The sequence below is a fragment of the Amycolatopsis sp. w19 genome (assembly GCF_051373225.1).
Taxonomy (GTDB): domain Bacteria; phylum Actinomycetota; class Actinomycetes; order Mycobacteriales; family Pseudonocardiaceae; genus Amycolatopsis; species Amycolatopsis japonica.
This window is the reverse complement of record NZ_JBPQFM010000002.1, coordinates 455443-472300: the sequence shown is the minus strand read 5'-3', so window position 1 is coordinate 472300 and position 16858 is coordinate 455443. Positions and strand designations below refer to the sequence as shown.

At 69.1% G+C, this 16858-nt stretch carries 15 protein-coding genes; 7 read left to right on the top strand and 8 right to left on the bottom strand.

Annotated elements, in window-relative coordinates:
• Positions 1-82: 82 nt before the first annotated feature.
• On the bottom strand, positions 83-697 hold the full coding sequence (locus ACSMFO_RS06680; RefSeq protein ID WP_038515406.1) for a TetR/AcrR family transcriptional regulator: 615 nt from the start codon (positions 695-697) through the stop codon (positions 83-85).
• Between the two features lie 124 nt (positions 698-821).
• Here ACSMFO_RS06680 and ACSMFO_RS06675 point away from each other — a divergent pair, with 124 nt between their 5' ends.
• The 3 genes from ACSMFO_RS06675 (at position 822) to ACSMFO_RS06665 (ending at position 2776) form a co-directional block, all read left to right on the top strand.
• Positions 822-1577 (top strand): SDR family oxidoreductase, encoded by a 756-nt coding sequence (locus ACSMFO_RS06675; RefSeq protein WP_436457467.1) that lies wholly within the window; start codon positions 822-824, stop codon positions 1575-1577.
• The gene (locus ACSMFO_RS06670; RefSeq protein WP_038515402.1) at positions 1574-2359 is read left to right on the top strand and encodes an SDR family oxidoreductase; all 786 of its coding nucleotides are present in this window, start codon (positions 1574-1576) and stop codon (positions 2357-2359) included. The genes ACSMFO_RS06675 and ACSMFO_RS06670 overlap by 4 nt, the downstream gene beginning before the upstream one ends.
• Positions 2360-2440: 81 nt before the next feature.
• Positions 2441-2776: a hypothetical protein gene (locus ACSMFO_RS06665; RefSeq protein ID WP_436457465.1), complete on the top strand. Its 336-nt coding sequence runs from the start codon at positions 2441-2443 to the stop codon at positions 2774-2776.
• A gap of 37 nt (positions 2777-2813) precedes the next feature.
• Here the strand turns inward: ACSMFO_RS06665 and ACSMFO_RS06660 are convergent, their stop codons facing one another.
• A complete protein-coding gene (locus ACSMFO_RS06660) occupies positions 2814-3635 on the bottom strand; it encodes an enoyl-CoA hydratase-related protein (protein WP_436457464.1) in 822 nt (273 codons plus the stop codon).
• 76 nt (positions 3636-3711) lie between these two features.
• Here ACSMFO_RS06660 and ACSMFO_RS06655 point away from each other — a divergent pair, with 76 nt between their 5' ends.
• From ACSMFO_RS06655 to ACSMFO_RS06645, 3 genes are all read left to right on the top strand, one after another.
• The gene (locus ACSMFO_RS06655; protein ID WP_436457462.1) at positions 3712-5367 is read left to right on the top strand and encodes an AMP-binding protein; all 1656 of its coding nucleotides are present in this window, start codon (positions 3712-3714) and stop codon (positions 5365-5367) included.
• A gap of 5 nt (positions 5368-5372) precedes the next feature.
• Positions 5373-6356, top strand: coding sequence for a phosphotriesterase family protein (locus ACSMFO_RS06650; protein ID WP_038515396.1), 984 nt, complete (start codon positions 5373-5375; stop codon positions 6354-6356).
• 293 nt (positions 6357-6649) lie between these two features.
• The gene (locus ACSMFO_RS06645; protein ID WP_016333237.1) at positions 6650-7267 is read left to right on the top strand and encodes a TetR/AcrR family transcriptional regulator; all 618 of its coding nucleotides are present in this window, start codon (positions 6650-6652) and stop codon (positions 7265-7267) included.
• A gap of 54 nt (positions 7268-7321) precedes the next feature.
• On the opposite strand, the gene ACSMFO_RS06640 is transcribed toward ACSMFO_RS06645, so the two are convergent.
• From ACSMFO_RS06640 to fabG, 6 genes are all read right to left on the bottom strand, one after another.
• Positions 7322-8437: an acyl-CoA dehydrogenase family protein gene (locus ACSMFO_RS06640; protein ID WP_436457460.1), complete on the bottom strand. Its 1116-nt coding sequence runs from the start codon at positions 8435-8437 to the stop codon at positions 7322-7324.
• Complete coding sequence (locus ACSMFO_RS06635) at positions 8434-9615, bottom strand: acyl-CoA dehydrogenase family protein (RefSeq protein WP_125736310.1); 1182 nt, start codon at positions 9613-9615, stop codon at positions 8434-8436. The genes ACSMFO_RS06640 and ACSMFO_RS06635 overlap by 4 nt, the downstream gene beginning before the upstream one ends.
• The gene (locus tag ACSMFO_RS06630; RefSeq protein WP_016333240.1) at positions 9612-10835 is read right to left on the bottom strand and encodes an acyl-CoA dehydrogenase family protein; all 1224 of its coding nucleotides are present in this window, start codon (positions 10833-10835) and stop codon (positions 9612-9614) included. The genes ACSMFO_RS06635 and ACSMFO_RS06630 overlap by 4 nt, the downstream gene beginning before the upstream one ends.
• 2 nt (positions 10836-10837) lie before the next feature.
• A complete protein-coding gene (locus tag ACSMFO_RS06625; RefSeq protein WP_436457459.1) occupies positions 10838-11863 on the bottom strand; it encodes a phosphotransferase family protein in 1026 nt (341 codons plus the stop codon).
• A gap of 91 nt (positions 11864-11954) precedes the next feature.
• The gene (locus ACSMFO_RS06620) at positions 11955-12407 is read right to left on the bottom strand and encodes a MaoC family dehydratase (RefSeq protein WP_038515372.1); all 453 of its coding nucleotides are present in this window, start codon (positions 12405-12407) and stop codon (positions 11955-11957) included.
• Positions 12408-12410: 3 nt separating this feature from the next.
• Positions 12411-13172 carry a 3-oxoacyl-ACP reductase FabG gene (gene fabG, locus ACSMFO_RS06615; RefSeq protein WP_020637045.1) on the bottom strand — a complete coding sequence of 254 codons (762 nt, stop codon included), beginning with the start codon at positions 13170-13172 and terminating at the stop codon, positions 12411-12413.
• A gap of 214 nt (positions 13173-13386) precedes the next feature.
• Between fabG and ACSMFO_RS06610 the strand changes: the two genes are divergently transcribed.
• The gene (locus tag ACSMFO_RS06610) at positions 13387-16620 is read left to right on the top strand and encodes a S8 family peptidase (protein ID WP_436457458.1); all 3234 of its coding nucleotides are present in this window, start codon (positions 13387-13389) and stop codon (positions 16618-16620) included.
• Positions 16621-16858: the final 238 nt, after the last annotated feature.

Below are 16858 nucleotides of genomic sequence, written 5' to 3'. Positions count from 1 at the left end.
TCTCTACGGGTAATTCTAGATACCGACCAGTTGGTATGTCACTCTGGTGGCGGTATCGCCGGGAAAGGCCGATCAGTACTGGTCAGGAGAGTTTCGTGCCGAGCATGCGCAGCACCAGCTCGCTGTACTCCTGGCCCAGCTTCTTGGGCGTCTGGCGGGCACGTTCGCTGTACCAGCGGGAGACGTCGACGCCGAGCGAGAGCACGGCACGGGCCGCGGTGTGCGGGTCGCCGACGGTGAACACGCCCGCCTGGGCGCCTTCGGTGACGACCTCGCGCACGACCTGCTCGATGCGGCGGCGCAGTTTCGCGACGATCTCGAACTCCTCGTCGGGCAGTGCCTGCAGTTCGTACTGCACCACGCGGGCCACGGTGTGCCTCCGCGCGTGCCAGGCCACGAAGTCCTCCACCAGCAGCCGGATCCGCTCGACCGGGTCGGTCTCCCGTGCCACGACGCTCTCGACGAGGGAGAGTGTCTGCTCGTGGCCGTACTTCGAGATCGCGAACAGCAGCGCGGCCTTGGACGGGAAGTGCACGTACAGTGCCGCGGGGCTCATTCCCGCCGCCGAGGCGATGTCCCTGGTGGTGGTCGCGTGATAGCCGCGCCGCGCGAAGGATTCGACCCCGGCCAGCATCAGGCGCCGTGCCGTCTCCGGCTGGACGTCGGGCCACAGTTCGGCCGACAGCGACATGGTCATCCGCAGATCCTCCCAGACGCTCGAACCGGAGAGTGGGCTTGACAGCGCCTCCGGACCTTCCCATTGTAAGTGAGCGCTCGCTTAGTGAATGCGCTCGCTAGTGAACACAGAGGAGATCGACAGAGTGAACCACTCCTTCAAGGATCGCGTCGCGATCGTCACCGGGGCCAGCCGGGGTATCGGCCTCGGGATCGCCAAGGACCTCGTCGAGCGCGGCGCGAAGGTGTGCATCACCGCGCGCAAGCCGGAGCCGCTGGCCGAGGCGGTCGCCGAACTGGGCGGCGAGGCGGTCGCCATCGCCGTTCCCGGCAAGGCCGACGACGACGAACACCAGGCCGAGGCCGTCGCCAAGACCATCGAGACGTTCGGACGGCTCGACATGCTGGTCAACAACACCGGTATCAACCCGGTGTTCGGGCCGATGCTGGACGTCGACCCCGCCGCCGCCGCGAAGATCTTCGCCGTCAACGTGCTCGCCCCGCTTTCGTGGACCCGCCGGGCGCGGGACGCGTGGATGGGGGAGCACGGCGGCGCGGTGGTGAACGTCGCGTCCATCGCCGGGCTCGGCGCGTCGCCCGGGATCGGCATGTACGGCGTCAGCAAGGCCGCGCTGATCCGGCTCACCAAGGAACTCGGTTTCGAACTGGGCCCGAAGATCCGCGTCAACGCCGTCGCGCCGGCCGTGGTCAAGACCAAGTTCGCGACCGCGCTGTACGAAGGCCGCGAAGAAGAGGTCTCGGAGCCGTACCCGATGAAGCGCCTCGGCGTGCCGGCGGACATCGCGAGCGCCGTGTCGTTCCTGCTTTCGGAAGAGGCGGGCTGGATCACCGGGCAGACGATGGTCCTCGACGGCGGCGTGACGCTGGCCGGTGGCCTGTGACCCCGTCCTTCACCGGATCCGGTGTCGTCGTCACCGGCGGGGGCGGCGGGATCGGTGCCGTCCTCGCCCGCCGGTTCGCCGCCGAGGGCGCGCGCGTGGTCGTCGGCGACCTGAACGGGGACGCCGCGGCCGAGGTCGCGAAGGAGATCGGCGGGACCGCCGTCGCCGGTGACGCCGCGAGCGAAGCGGGTGTCGCGTCGCTGATCGAGGCGGCCCGCGAAACCCTCGGCGAGATCGACGTCTTCTGTGCCAACGCGGGGATCGCGCCGATGGGCGGCGTGGACGCGCCCGAGGAGGACTGGGCGCGGATCTGGGACGTCAACGTCATGGCGCACGTGCGCGCCGCGCGGCTGCTGCTGCCGCCGTGGCTCGAACGCGGCCGCGGGCACTTCATCTCGACGGTGTCGGCCGCGGGATTGCTGACCAGCCTCGGTTCGGCGTCGTACTCGGTGACCAAACACGGCGCGCTCGCCTTCTCCGAATGGCTGTCGGCGACGTACCGGCACCGCGGGCTCACCGTGCAGGCCATCTGCCCGCAGGGCGTGCGGACGGCGATGCTGGAGAACACCGGCCCCGCGGGTGAACTGCTGATGGGCGCGTCGGCGATCCAGCCGGAACAGGTCGCGGACGCGTTGTTCGAGGCCATCGCCGCCGACCGTTTCCTGGTGCTGCCGCATCCCGAGGTCGCGGACTACTACGCCGCGCGGGCCACGCAGACCGACCGCTGGCTCGGCGGGATGAACAAGCTGCAGCGCAAGGTGGAGCAGGTCACCGGGGAGTGAGCCCGCCCGCCGACGCACTTGATCTTCGTCGGCGGATCGGCCAGTGTGGTGAGGGGTCTTGCTCGCGGTAAGGAAAGCACAATGGACAAGCGCTTCGTGCTCCGTGGCGCCGTTCTCGCCGCCACCCTCGCCGGGTCGATGCTGACCGCGGGATCGGCGATGGCGAGCACCGCGGAACCGTGCGCGGCCGGGGCGTCGGGAGACGTCGCGGCGGCTTCCTGTACGCCGTATCGCAAGGTGAGTGAGGGCTGGAGCAGCAAAACCGCCTGCAACCGCGCCGGCAACGAGGGCGCGCAGGCGGGACGCTGGACCGGCTGGAACTGCAACCAGGCGCTGCGCGGCTGGGAGCTGTGGGTGCGCACCTGCACCGCTTTGGCGGCGGAGAAGGACGCGGTGACCACGCGCGAAACCGTCTGATTCGCCTCTGTCGCCCCGGACGCGTGTCCGGGGCGACCTAAACTCCTTGGTACGGCGGGAAATCCGGCGGACGGCGTTCGTTCCAGCTCGCCAGGCCTTCGGGAAGTTCCGGGTGGCCGAAGGATTCGAGCATCAGAGCGGTGGCTTCGCGGGCTGAATCCTCCAGGGTGAGCCCGGCTTCGCGAAGGACCTGCCGCTTGATGAGCGCCATGGAGCGTGGCGCGCTGTACGTCGCGAGTTCGGTGGCATAGGCCATCGCCCGCGCTGAAAGCTCTTCCGGCGGCACGATTTCCTGCACCAGGCCGTACTCGTACGCCTCTTCGGCGGTGAAGGTCCGCCCGGAGAGCAGCAGATCGAGCGCCCGGCCGCGGCCGACGAGTTCGGGCAGCAGTTTCGCCACCCCGTATTCGGCGATGAGGCCCCGCCGAGCGAACGCGGTGGTGAACTTCGCGCCCGCGGCGGCGAACCGGACGTCGGCGGCACAGGCGATCACGAAGCCGAGCCCGGCGCAGCCGCCGTTGATCGCCGCGACCACCGGCACGTCGGCATACGCGGCGGCGAGGACGTCGCGGAACCCTTCTCGTTCCGGCGTGCCCGTGCCGCTGACGGAGATGTTCTCCAGCAGTCCCAGGTCCGCGCCAGGGCAGAAGGAGCGGCCGCTGCCGGTGACGACGACGGCACGGACCCCGGGATCGGCCGACGCCTCGCCCAGCAGCCGGCCGTAGCGGATCTGCATCGGCTGGTCCATCGCGTTGCCGCGGCCGGGTTTGTCGAAGGTGATCGTGGCGACGGCGCCGTCCACGGCGTACCGGACCGTGTCCGCAGTGTCCACTTCGGACGGTGAGAGCTGATCGGTCACGTCGACCTCCTTGCGTCCTCGACATACTAAGCGGATGCTTACGGGATCGTCGAGACTTGTCAGGGAGGAAACCTGCATGAGCCGGTACGAAGCGAAGCCATGGCTGGCCGCCTACGAGGATCGGATGAAGGCGGCGGAGACACCGAAAGCGACCACGGTCCTGGCGTCTTTCCGGCGGGCGGTCCACCGCTCTCCGCAGGCCACGGCGATCGCCTACTTCGACGCCACGATGAGCTACCGCGACGTCGACGAGCTCTCCGACGGCGTCGCGCGTCATCTGCTGGCCTCCGGTTTCGCGCCGGGCGACCGGCTCGCCCTGGTTCTGCAGAACATCCCGCAGTTCGTGCTGGCGTTGCTCGGCGCGTGGAAGGCGGGCGGGATCGTCGTCCCGGTCAACCCGATGTACCGCGAGCGGGAACTCCAGCACGTCTTCGGCGACGCGGGGGTGCGCGCGGTCGTCTGCTCGCAGAGCGGATGGAACCGCCGCATCCGCCCGCTCGTGCCCGGCAGCGGCGTGACCATCGCGCTGACCACCAGTGAACTCGACCTGCAGGGCCGCGACGATCCGCGCGTGTTCGGCAAGACCGTGAGGGAACCGACTCCCGGCGCCGCCGATCTGCTGACGGTGGCGCGGGCCGCGGCGGGGGATCCGCCAGCCGACCCCGGACTCGGCCTCGACGACGTCGCGCTGATCAGCTACACCTCGGGCACCAGCGGGACACCGAAGGGGGCGATGAACACCCACGGCAACCTCGGCGCGAACGCGGCCGTGCTCAGCACGTTCAGCGGTCTCGGCGAGGGTGCCACGCTGTTCGGTCTCGCCCCGCTGTTCCACATCACCGGCATGGTCTGCGAGATCGCCTCCGCGATCGACATCGGCGGCACGCTCGCGCTCGCGTACCGGTTCGAGCCCGGCGTGGTGCTCGACGCCTTCCTGGAGCACAAGCCCGTGTACACGGTCGGCCCGTCCACGGCGTACATGGCGTTGATGGCGCACCCCGACGTGCGCCGCGAGCACTTCGACTCCTTCGAGTTGCTGTACTCCGGCGGCGCCGCGCTGCCGCCCGCCGTGGTCGGCATGTTCCGGGAACGGTTCGGCCACTACATCCACAACGGCTACGGGCTCACCGAGACGACCGCGGGCTGCATCGTCGTCCCGAGCAGTCTCGAAGCGCCCATCGACGAAGCGTCCGGCACGATCTCGATCGGCCTGCCCGTGCCGGGGACCATCGTGCGCATCCTCGGGGAGAACGGCGAGGAACAGCCGTTCGGGACGGCGGGTGAGATCGCCGTCGAAGGTCCGATGGTGATCCCCGGCTACTGGAACCGGCCCGAGGCGACCGAAGCCGCGCTGCCCGGCGGCAGGCTTCTGACCGGAGACATCGGCTTCATGGAGCCGAGCGGCTGGGTCTACGTCGTCGACCGCAAGAAGGACATGATCAACGCCTCCGGGTTCAAGGTCTGGCCGCGTGAGGTCGAGGACGTCCTGTACACGCATCCGGCGGTGCGTGAAGCGGCCGTCGTCGGCGTTCCGGACGCATACCGCGGCGAGACCGTGAAGGCCTACATCAGCCCGGCGCCGGGCACTACGCCCGATCCCCAGGACCTCGTCGCGTACTGCAAGGAACGCCTCGCCGCGTACAAGTACCCGCGCGAGATCGAGGTGCTCGACGAACTGCCGAAGACGGTGAGCGGCAAGATCCTCCGCCGCGAACTGCGGGAGAGGGGCTGAGCGGCATGGCACAGGTCGAAACCGTCCGAGGGCCCGTCGACACCGGCGAGCTGGGCCGGGTGCTCATGCACGAGCACCTGTTCGTGCTCAGTCCCGAGTTCATGGCGAACCATCCCGAACACGACGGATTCCGCGAAGACGAACACGTCGCCGACGCGATCCGGCGGCTCGACGAACTCAAGGCCGCCGGGATCGACACCATCGTCGACCCCACCGTGATCGGGCTCGGCCGCTACATCCCGCGCGTTCAGCGGGTCGCGGCCGAAACCGATCTCCGGATCATCGTCGCGACCGGGCTCTACACCTACAACGACGTCCCGCACTACCTCCACCATCGCGGACCGGGGCTCATCTTCGACGACGGCGAGGATCCGCTGGTCGGTCTCTTCACCGGCGACATCGTGGACGGGATCGCCGGCACCGGGGTGAAGGCGGCCCTGCTGAAATGCGCGACCGACGAACCCGGCGTCACCCCCGGCGTCGAACGCGTCCTGCGCGCGGTCGCGAAGGCGCACCGGGAGACCGGCGCGCCGATCATGACCCACACGCACGCGCCAACCCGGCGCGGCCTCGAACAGCAGGCCGTCTTCGCCTCCGAAGGCGTCGACTTGAGCAGGGTCCTCATCGGCCACAGCGGCGACACCACCGACCTCGACTACCTCACCGAGATCGCCGACAAGGGATCGCTGCTGGGGATGGACCGGTTCGGGCTCGACCCGCTGCTGTCGTTCGACGAACGGGTCGCCACGGTCGCGGCGCTGTGCGAGCGCGGCTACGCCGAAAGCATGGTCCTCTCCCATGACGCCTCCTGTTTCATCGACTGGTTCGAGCAGGACAAGATGGCCGCCGTGGCGCCCAACTGGCATTTCCTCCACATCACCCGTGATGTGCTGCCCGCTTTGCGGGAGTCGGGGGTTTCCGAAAAGGACATAACGACGATGCTGGTCGACAATCCGCGGCGGTTCTTCGAGCACGGGGGCGCGTATTGACCCTCGTTGTTCTTCGCTCGCAGCTGAAGTACGTGAAGGCCCCCTTCACTGCGCTAGACGCAATGAAGGGGGCCTTCACGTACTTGGGAAGGTAGGGAAGGGGGCCTTCACGGACCTGCGCGGCACCGCACTCGCGTGATCGAAGCCGGAACTCGCGTGATCCGGGGCGGAACACCGAGTGCGGCATCCAATCACGCGAGTCACGTGCCTGATCACGCGAGCTTGAGTCCCCTTTTCCCGTGCGTCGACAAACCGGCCGGTATGCTGAGTGTCCGCACGAGAAGGAGCCGGTCATGACACGAGCGACCACCCGGAAGGCCGAGGCAGGCGGCGAAGACCAGGCCGCCGTCCCGCGCCGTCTGCTGTCGCACGCCACGAAGCTCTTCGCGAAGAAGGGTTTCGACCGCACCTCCGTGCAGGAGATCGTCGAGGCGGCCGGGGTCACCAAGGGCGCGATGTACCACTACTTCGGCTCCAAGGACGACCTGCTCTACGAGATCTACGCCCGGGTGCTGCGCTCGCAGACCGAGCAGCTGGAAAAGGTGGCCTCGAGCGAGGCGCCGCTGCGGGAGCGGCTGCGTTCCGCCGCCTCGGACGTCATCGTCAGCACGATCGACAACCTCGACGACAACACGATCTTCATGCAGTCCATGCACCAGCTCAGCGTCGAGAAGCAGAAGGCCGTCCGCGCGGAACGCCGCAAGTACCACGAGCGGTTCCGCACGCTGATCGAGGAAGGCCAGGAGTCCGGCGAATTCCGCGGGGACAAACCGGCCGACGTGATCGTCGACTTCTTCTTCGGCTCGGTGCACCACCTCGGTTCGTGGTACCGGCGTGGCGGCGCGCTTTCGGCCCGCCAGATCGGTGACCACTTCGCCGACTTGCTGCTGGCCGCGCTGCGGCCGGAGTAGCGCCCAGCCGCTCGGCGGGGTCCGACAGTTTCCGGGCGGACCCCGCCGAGCGGATCAGGCGGGCAGGTCGATCAGCGGCGCGAGAGCCGCGCGATGCCGCCCAGGAGTGCCCAAGGCGATCTCGTCGCTCTTCGCGCGCTTCAGGTACAGGTGCGCGGGGTGCTCCCAGGTCATGCCGATCCCGCCGTGCAGCTGGATCGCCTCTTCGGCCGCGTGGACGGCGATGGGGGAGTTGCGGGCCTGCGCCACCGCGACGGCGATCGCGATGTCGTCACCGGAGGCCAGGCAGTCGGCGGCGTACCGCGCGGTCGCCCTGGCGTTGACCAGATCCGTGTACAGGTTCGCCAGCCGGTGCTTCAGCGACTGGAAGGACCCGACCTGACGGCCGAACTGGTAGCGCTCCTTGAGATAGCGCACCGTTTCGGTCAGCGCCCACTCGGCGATCCCGAGTTGTTCCGAGGCGAGCAGTCCCGCCGCGGTGACGAGTGCCGTGTCGAGCGCGGACGCCGCCGTCGAGGAGTCGGCGACGCGTTTCGCGGCCGCGTTCTCCAAGGTCACGTCGGCGATGCGCCGGGTGAGGTCGAGGGAGATCGCCTCGGTGACCGTCACACCCGCCGACGCCGCGTCGACCGTGTACAGGCCGGGGCCGTCGGGTCCCACCGCCGGGACGACGAGCAGTTCGGCCACCGAAGCGTCGACGACGCTGCGGATCTGACCGCTGAGCGTGCCGTCGGCCGCCGCGGTGACCGCCGAGGGGAACTCGGCGCCGGGCGCGGTCGACAGCGGCACGGCCAGCGCGCCGATGAGCGTGCCCGCGGCCAGTTTCCCGAGCCGTTCGGCCACTTCCGCCTGCGCCGTGTCGGTCGCCAGCAGGGCCGACGTCGCCAGGACGGCGCTGCCGAGATAGGGGACCGGGGCGACGCTGCGCCCGAGTTCCTCCATCACGACGGCGACTTCCCGCGCCGACGCACCGTGTCCGCCCAGCGCCTCCGGGACGGCGAGACCCGCAGCGCCGAGGTCGGCGGCGAGCGTGCGCCACAGGTTCAGGTCGTACGGTTCCGCCGTCTCGGTCCTGGTGATCAGGGCCGCCGGTTCCGCGCGGTCCTTGAACAGGTCGCGGACGCTCGCGCGAAGGTCCTCTTCGACCTCGGAGTACAGCAGGTCGCTCATCGGGGCAGGTCCTTCCAGGCGACGTCCTTGTCGATCCGCGGCTCGGACGGCAGCCCCAGCACACGCTCGGCGATGATGTTGCGCAGGACCTCCGAGGTGCCGCCCTCGATGGAGTTCCCCTTCGCGCGCAGATAGCGATAGCCGGCTTCGCGGCCGAGGAAGTTCACGCCGTCGGGACGGCGCATCGTCCAGTCGTCGTAGCGCAGACCCTCGTCGCCGAGCAGTTCGATCTCCAGCCCGGACGCGGCCTGGTTCAGTTCGGAGAACGCGACCTTCACCGCGGAACCCTCCGGCCCCGGGGCGCCCGCGGCGAGCTGCTGCCGCAGCCGCGAACTCACCAGGCGCAGGCTTTCGCCTTCCACCCACAGTTTCAACAGCCTGTCGTGCAGTTCGGACGTCCGCAGCTCCGGGCGCTCCCGCCAGACTTCCGTGACGACGCCGACCATGCCGCCGTCCCGCGGGAACTCGGTCCCGCCGATCGCGACCCGCTCGTTCATCAGCGTGGTCTGCGCGACCTTCCAGCCCTCACCGACCGCGCCGAGGCGGTGCGCGTCGGGAATGCGGACCTCGCTGAGGAAGACCTCGTTGAATTCGGCCTCCCCGGTGATCTGCCGCAGCGGCCGGACCTCGACGCCCGGCGCGGTCATGTCGCACAGGAAGTACGTCATGCCACGGTGTTTCGGCACGTCGGGATCGGTGCGGGTGACCAGGATGGCCCATTGCGACTTGTGCGCGCCCGACGTCCAGACCTTCTGGCCCGTGACCACCCAGTCGTCGCCGTCGCGTACCGCGCGGGTGCCCAGCGCGGCCAGGTCGGATCCGGCGCCGGGCTCGCTGAACAGCTGGCACCACACCTCGCGTTCGGTCCACAGTGGACGCAGGAAGCGCTGGTGCTGTTCGGGCGTGCCGAAGGCGAGGATGGTCGGCGCCGCCATGCCTAGGCCGATGCCGATCCGCCGTTTGTCGTTGTCCGGCGCGCCCGCCGCGGCGAGCTCTTTGTCGACAACGGACTGCAGGGAGCGGGGCGCGTTCAGCCCGCCAAGGCCCTCGGGGAAGTGGATCCACGCCAGCCCGGCGTCGAACCGCGCGTCGAGGAAGTCCTGGCGCGGCGTGCTTTCCGGCGGATACGCGGCCAGCAGCTCGGCCACGCGCCGCTTGAGATCGTCCACAGTGGTCACTTCGAAGCCTCCCCGCGATATTTCTTCAGCTCACGGTGCGCCAGCGAACGCTTGTGCACCTCGTCCGGGCCGTCGGCCAGGCGCAGCGTCCGCACCTGCGCCCACATCTCGGCGACCGGGAAGTCCTGGCTGACCCCGCCCGCGCCGAACAGCTGCACGGCCTTGTCGAGGATCCATTCGACGGTGATCGGGGTGGAGATCTTGATCGCCTGGATCTCGGTGTGCGCGCCCTGGTTGCCGACCGTGTCCATCAGCCACGCGGTCTTCAGCACCAGCAGCCGCTGCTGCTCGATCTTGACCCGCGCCTCGGCGATCCAGTCCTGCACCACGCCCTGTTCGGCGATCGGCTTGCCGAAGGTCTCGCGCGAGAGCGCCCGGCGGCACATCAGTTCCAGCGCGCGTTCGGCCATCCCGATGGCGCGCATGCAGTGGTGGATCCGGCCCGGCCCGAGGCGTGCCTGCGCGATGGCGAACCCGTCGCCCTCGCCGGCGATGAGGTTCTCCGCCGGTACGCGGACGTCCTCGAAGAGCACTTCGGCGTGGCCACCGTGGTCCCCGTCGGTGTAGCCGAACACGTGCATACCACGTTTCACGGTCATGCCGGGGGTGTCGCGGGGGACCAGGATCATGCTCTGCTGCTTGTGCGCGGGCGCGTCCGGATCGGTTTTGCCCATCACGATGAAGATCTTGCAGTTCGGGTTCATCGCGCCGGAGATGTACCACTTGCGGCCGTTGATGACGTATTCGTCGCCGTCACGCCGGATGCTGGTGGCGATGTTGCGCGCGTCGGAAGAGGCGACGTCGGGCTCGGTCATCGCGAACGCGGACCGGATCTCGCCGTCCAGCAACGGTTGCAGCCACTGCTTCTTCTGCTGGTCGGTGCCGAACATGGTGAGCACTTCCATGTTCCCGGTGTCCGGTGCCGCGCAGTTCACCGCGGTCGGCGCGAGCCGGAGACTGCGACCGGTGATCTCGGCCAGCGGCGCGTACTGCAGGTTCGTCAGGCCCGCGCCGTGGTCACCGGGGAGGAAGAAGTTCCACAGCCCGCGTTTGCGGGCTTCGGCCTTGAGTTCCTCGACGATCGGCGGCTGCGACCACTCGCTGTCGCGCTCGGCCAGCTGCCGCTCGAAGACGGCCTCGGCCGGATAGATGTGCGAATCCATGAACTCGAGGAGTTTTCCCCGCAGTTCCTCGGTTTTCGCGTCGAAGGCGAAGTCCATCTCTATCCCTCTTCCTTGAGCGTTTCGATGCCGTGCGCGATCAGGGGAACGACGCCCGAGCCGATGCCGTCGAACCCGGCCCCGACGGTCTGCCCCTTGCTGTAGCGGAGGTGGATGCCTTCCAGGATCACCGCGAGCTTGAAGAACGCGAAGCTCACGTACCAGTTGAGGCGGGAGACGTCGCGGCCGGAGCGCTCGGCGTACCGCGCGATGACCTCGTCGTTGCGCGGATAGCCCGGCGCCGAACTGGCATTGGACACGAACTGCAGGGACACCTTGTCGCGTTCGGCGTAGGCCACCAGCAGCGCGAGGTCGGTCAGCGGGTCGCCGAGGGTGGACATCTCCCAGTCCAGCACCGCGGTGATCCGGTCGTCGGCGTCCACCAGCACGTTGTCCAGCCGGTAGTCGCCGTGGACGATCGACGGTTCGCCCGATTCCGGCACCGACGAGGCGAGCCGGTCGTGCAGTTCGTCGACGCCCGGCAGGTCGCGGCTGCGGTTGCCGTCGAGCTGCTTCTTCCAGCGCCGCAACTGGCGTTCCAGGAAGCCCTCGGGACGGCCGAAATCGCCCAGTCCCACCGATTCCGGCTCGACGGCGTGCAGCGCGACCAGGGTGTCGACCAGCTCGTCCGCGATCGCCTTGGTGCGAGCGGGACCCAGCGCGGCCAGCTCGGTGTCCGAGCGGAACGGCGTGCCCTCCACGAACTCCATCACGTAGAACCGCGAGCCGATGACGTCGGTGTCTTCGCACAGCAGCACGGTTTCCGGCACCGGGACGGCCGTGCCGTGCAGGCCGGAGATCACCCGGTACTCGCGGCCCATGTCGTGCGCCGTCGGCAGGACGTGGCCCAGCGGCGGGCGGCGGACCACCCAGCGGGACCGGCCGTCACCCACGATGTAGGTGAGGTTCGACCGGCCCCCTTCCACGACCTGGCCGCTCAGGTCGCCCTGGACGAGACCCGGCCGGTGCTCGTCCAGGTGGGCCTTGAGCCTGGCCAGGTCGAGGCCCGGCAGGTCGGACTGGTTCATGGTGCCTCCAGCGTCTCGCTTTCCGGTTACAGTACCGACCAGTCGGTATGTCAGGTAGGGCTGGTCCGGCGAGGTGCCGGAGGTCACTCTCTCAGGCGATCAGGCGGACGACCATTTCCGCGACGCACGCCGGTTTGGGCTCGCCGTCGATCTCGATCGTCCACCGGACGACGGCCTGCTTGCCGCCGGCGACGTCGGTGACCTCGACCAGTTCGGCACCCGCCCGGATCTTCGCGCCGACCTTGACCGGCTGGGGGAACCGGACCTTGTTCAGGCCGTAGTTGATGCCCATCTTGAGCCCGTCGACCCGGTAGAGCTTGCCGACGAAGCCCGAAATGAGCGACAGCGTCAGGAAACCGTGGGCGATCGGCGCCCCGAACGGACCTTCGGCGGCCTTCTCGACGTCGACGTGGATCCACTGGTGGTCGTCGGTGGCGTCGGCGAACAGGTTCACCCGTTCCTGGGTGAGCGTCAGCCAGTCGCTGTAGCCGAAATGCTCGCCGACGGCGTTCTCGAACTCCTGCAGGGAGGCGAATTCGCGCATGGCTCAGTCCTTCGGTCCGCCGGCGACGTAGATGACCTGGCCGGAGATGAATCCGGCGCCGTCGCTCACCAGGAACGACGCGAGGTTGGCGATGTCGTCGGGGGTGCCGACGCGCTGCACCGGGATCTGCGACGCGGCCGCCGCCTTGAAGTCCTCGAACGACATGCCGATCCGCTCGGCGGTCGCCGCGGTCATGTCGGTGGCGATGAACCCGGGGGCGATGGCGTTCGCGGTGACGTTGAACTTGCCCAGTTCGATCGCGAGGGTCTTGGTGAAGCCCTGCATTCCGGCCTTGGCGGCGGAGTAGTTGACCTGGCCGCGGTTGCCCAGCGCCGAGGTGCTGGACAGGTTGACGATGCGGCCCCACTTCTCCTGGGTCTGGTACTTCTGCACCTCGCGGGTCATCAGGAACGAGCCCTTCAGGTGCACGCCCAGCACCGAGTCCCAGTCCTGTTCGGTCATCTTGAACAGCAGGTTGTCGCGGGTGATGCCGGCGTTGTTGATCAGCACGGTCGGCGCGCCGAGTTCCTCGGCCACCCGGGTCACCGCGGCTTCGACCTGCGCGGCGTCGTTGACGTCCAGCGCGACACCGACGGCCTTGCCGCCCTCGGCGACGATCGCTTCCGCCCCTTGCTTGACGCCGGCCTCGTCGAGGTCCAGCAGGCCGACGGCGAATCCGTCGGAAGCGAGCCGCTTGGCCACGGCCGCCCCGATGCCGCGGCCGGCGCCGGTGACGATCGCTACACGGGAGGGGTGTTCGGTCACGGGTGTTCTCCTCGTCGTCGAGTGGAAGTGTCGTCGAGTCTGCCGTACTAAGCGGTCGGTCTGTAGAGATGTCAGGCCAGAAGTCTCGCTGTGATCGTAATCACGGGTGCCCGAACGGCCACTCCCGGCGAGCTGATCGTCCCGACGTCTAGCGCCCCCACCTGCACTTCCGCAAGCCTCGGCTCACCGAGAAGAGCGCACACGGAGGTGCCACATGCGCCGAAGAGCCCATGTCCTGACCGGTCTGCTCCTGGTGACCGTGCTCGGAGTGACCGGCGTGCAAGTCGCGTCGGCCGCTCCCGGACAGCCGCCGGACCAGGCCGCCCTGCCCGCGCCGCGCACCCTCACGCTGATCACCGGAGACCGGCTCACCGTGCAGGAGCGGCCGGGTGGCGTGCCCGCCCTCGCCGTCCAACCGGGGCCGGGGCGCGAACGGATGGGGTTCCGGCGCAGCCAGGACAAGAACGGCTGGTCGGTCTACCCGGCCGACGCCTTGCCGCTCGTGGCGAACGGGGTGCTCGACGAGCGGCTGTTCCGGATCGACCGGCTGCTCGCCGACGGATACGACGACGGCGCGCGATCGACGCTTCCGCTGATCGTGCGGCACGAAGGCCCGGTGGCCACCGCGGGGCGGCGGCTCGACAGTATCGGCGCCACCGCTTTCGCCCAGCCCAAGGAACGCGCGGGTGAGTTCTGGTCCTCGTTGACCGGTCCCGGTGCCGCTTCGGTGCGGAAGGTGTGGCTGGACCGGAGGGTCAAGGCGAACCTCGACCGCAGCGTGCCGCAGATCGGCGCGCCGGAGGCCTGGCGGAGCGGGTTCACCGGCAAGGGCGTCAAGGTCGCCGTGCTGGACACCGGAGTCGACGCCCGCCACCCGGATCTGGCGGGCAAAGTGGTCGCGGCCAAGGACTTCTCCGGCGGTGGGGATCCCACGGACCGGCATGGCCACGGCACCCACGTCGCCTCGACGATCCTCGGGTCCGGCGGACGGTTCCAGGGTGTCGCGCCCGACTCCGGGCTGCTCGCGGGCAAGGTGCTCGGCGACGACGGCAGCGGCGGCTGGTCGGAGATCATCAGCGGGATGGAGTGGGCGGTCGCCGAGGGCGCCAAGGTGATCAACCTGAGTCTCGGCGGCGAGGACGGCGCGGACATCGACCCGCTGGAAGCCGCGGTGAACCGGCTCACCAAGGAACACGGCGTGCTGTTCGTGATCGCCGTGGGCAACGAAGGGGAACGCGGGGCGGGCACGGTGGGGTCGCCGGGCAGCGCCGACGCGGCGCTCACCGTCGGCGCGGTGGACCGGGCCGACGCGCCGGCGCCGTTCTCCAGCAGGGGGCCGCGGCGCGGCGACAACGCGGTCAAACCGGAGATCACCGCGCCGGGAGTGGCGATCGTCGCGGCCAAGGCGGGCGGCGAACACCAGCCGATGTCGGGCACCTCGATGGCGACACCGCACGTGGCCGGCGCGGCCGCGCTGCTCGTCCAGCAGCATCCGGATTGGGGCCCCGAGCGGATCAAGGCCGGGCTCACGGGCACCGCGAAGCCGACCGACGGGCTGACCGTCTTCCAGCAGGGAACGGGCCGGGTCGACGTCGCCAAGGCGGTCGGGCAGCGCGTGAACTCCGACGTCACCACGCTGGCCTTCGGCACCATCCCGGTGGCTGATCCGAAACCGCTGACCCGGGAGATCACCTACCGCAACAGCGGTGCCGCCCCGGTCGATCTGGATCTGCGGCTCGACGTTCGCGACGAGGGCGGGAAACCGGCGGCCGACGGGCTGTTCTCGGTGGACCGGCCGAGGATCACGGTGCCCGCCGGCGGAACCGCGACCGCGGTGGTCACGGTGAACCCCGGGCAAAAGCCGCGCGGTACCTATGGCGGCACCCTGCTGGCCACGGCCGCCGGAGTGGAGGTACGCGGCCTTGTCGGGGCCGACCTCCAGCGTGAGATGTTCTCGGCCGACATCAAACTCATCGACCGCAAGGGCGGCAAGGCGAACGGCTTCGTGTTCGTGACCAATTTGGACAGTGGTGAGGGGAAGGTCCTGTCCGCGGTGGACGGCGGCGGCCCGGTCCGGCTGCCGCAAGGCCGGTACCTGTTCGTCTCGGAGATCTCCGAGACGTCAGGGGCGAGCCTGGTCAGCGAACCGGGGTTCGTGCTCGATCGCGACCGGGAAGTCGTACTGGACGGGCGGTTGGCGAAACCGGTGACGGTGCGGACCGATCGCCGGGACGCCGGTTCGAACGGTCAGATCGTCGCCTTCTCCGAACGCGTCGCAGGCCGGGGGAGCACGAGTTATCAGTGGTACCAGCCGAGGCTCTTCCACGACGAGCAGTACGCCTACGTCGCGCCGACCCGCACCGCCGTGCCCGACTTCGACTTCCTCGTCACGACCATGCTGAGCAAGCAGACGAGCGAAGGCAGGTCGGAGAACAGTCCCTACGTCTACAACCTGCAGTTCCCGAGCAACGGCCGCGTTCCCGACGTTTCGGCGTACCGGGTGCGCGACCACGAGCTGGCCAAGGTGTCCGCCACCTACGCCGCGACCGGTGAGCAATGGGGCAACCTGCACGTGCTGCCTTCGCCGTACGACAACGAAAACGACCTCGGCAACGCCTGGTTCCTGGCCGCTCAGGCCACATTGCCCGCGACACGGGAGGAGTTCTACAGCACCGGGAAGATCCGCTGGCTGAAGCGGCTCCTCGTGGAGCGGCTTCCCGCCAACGGAGTCTGGAGCGGCACGCAGGAAACCGCGGAGGGCGTCGAATACCGTGCGGGGCAACGGGTCCAGGAGGAGTGGAATCGCGCCGTCGTCGGGCCGACGTCGGCGAAACTGACCAAGATGGTGCGCGACGGCGACACACTCAGTGTCCTGCTGCCGCTGCTCGCGGCGCGCGGCGATCACGTCAGCGTGTCGGCGGTGGAGGGCACCACCCGGCTGCTGCGGAACGGGAAGGAGATCGGCTCCGTGCCTAAGGTTCCGGGCCATCTCTGGCCGGTCTCGGGCCCGGTGACGTTCACCGTGCCGCCGGAAGCGGGCGAGTACACGCTGACCGTCGACGCGAAACGGCCGGACGGCGGCAACGCCGAGTTGTCGGGCAATGTGGTGGTGTCGTGGAACTTCCGTTCGCAGCGGACGGCCGTCGAGACGCCGCTACCGCTGATGACGCTGCGGGCCACACCGTCGCTGGGCCTGGCCAACGACGCCTGGCGGTTGCTCCCGCTCGCCGTCCCGATCGAGGTCGAGCGGCCGACGGGAAGCGTCCGGCAGGTCACCGCCGAAGCGTCTTTCGACGGTGGTAAGACCTGGCACCGGCAGGTCGTTATCGGGAGCGGTTCGCACCGGCAAGCCTTTGTGGCGGCGCCGCCGTTCGGTTCCACGCGGTTCGTCTCCCTGCGGCTGTCCGCGACGGATTCCGGTGGGAACTCGGTGACTCAGACGGGATGAACGCTTATCGGCTGCGGTAGGTGCCGTGAGTCGGTCCGTGAAGGCCTCCACGGTCGACCCCGTTGGTGAGGGAGGCGGGGCAGCAAAGCTGATGCCGGCTGTCGTCTTGGGCGAGCGGGGAAGATTCCGGCCGTCCAACGTCCAGGATCCTCCCCGCTCGGTCGTCGCTCCCACGCAGGTCGGACGTAAGTACACAAATGCTGGTTCGCCTTGAGGGGCTCAGAGTCCCTCAAGAAGG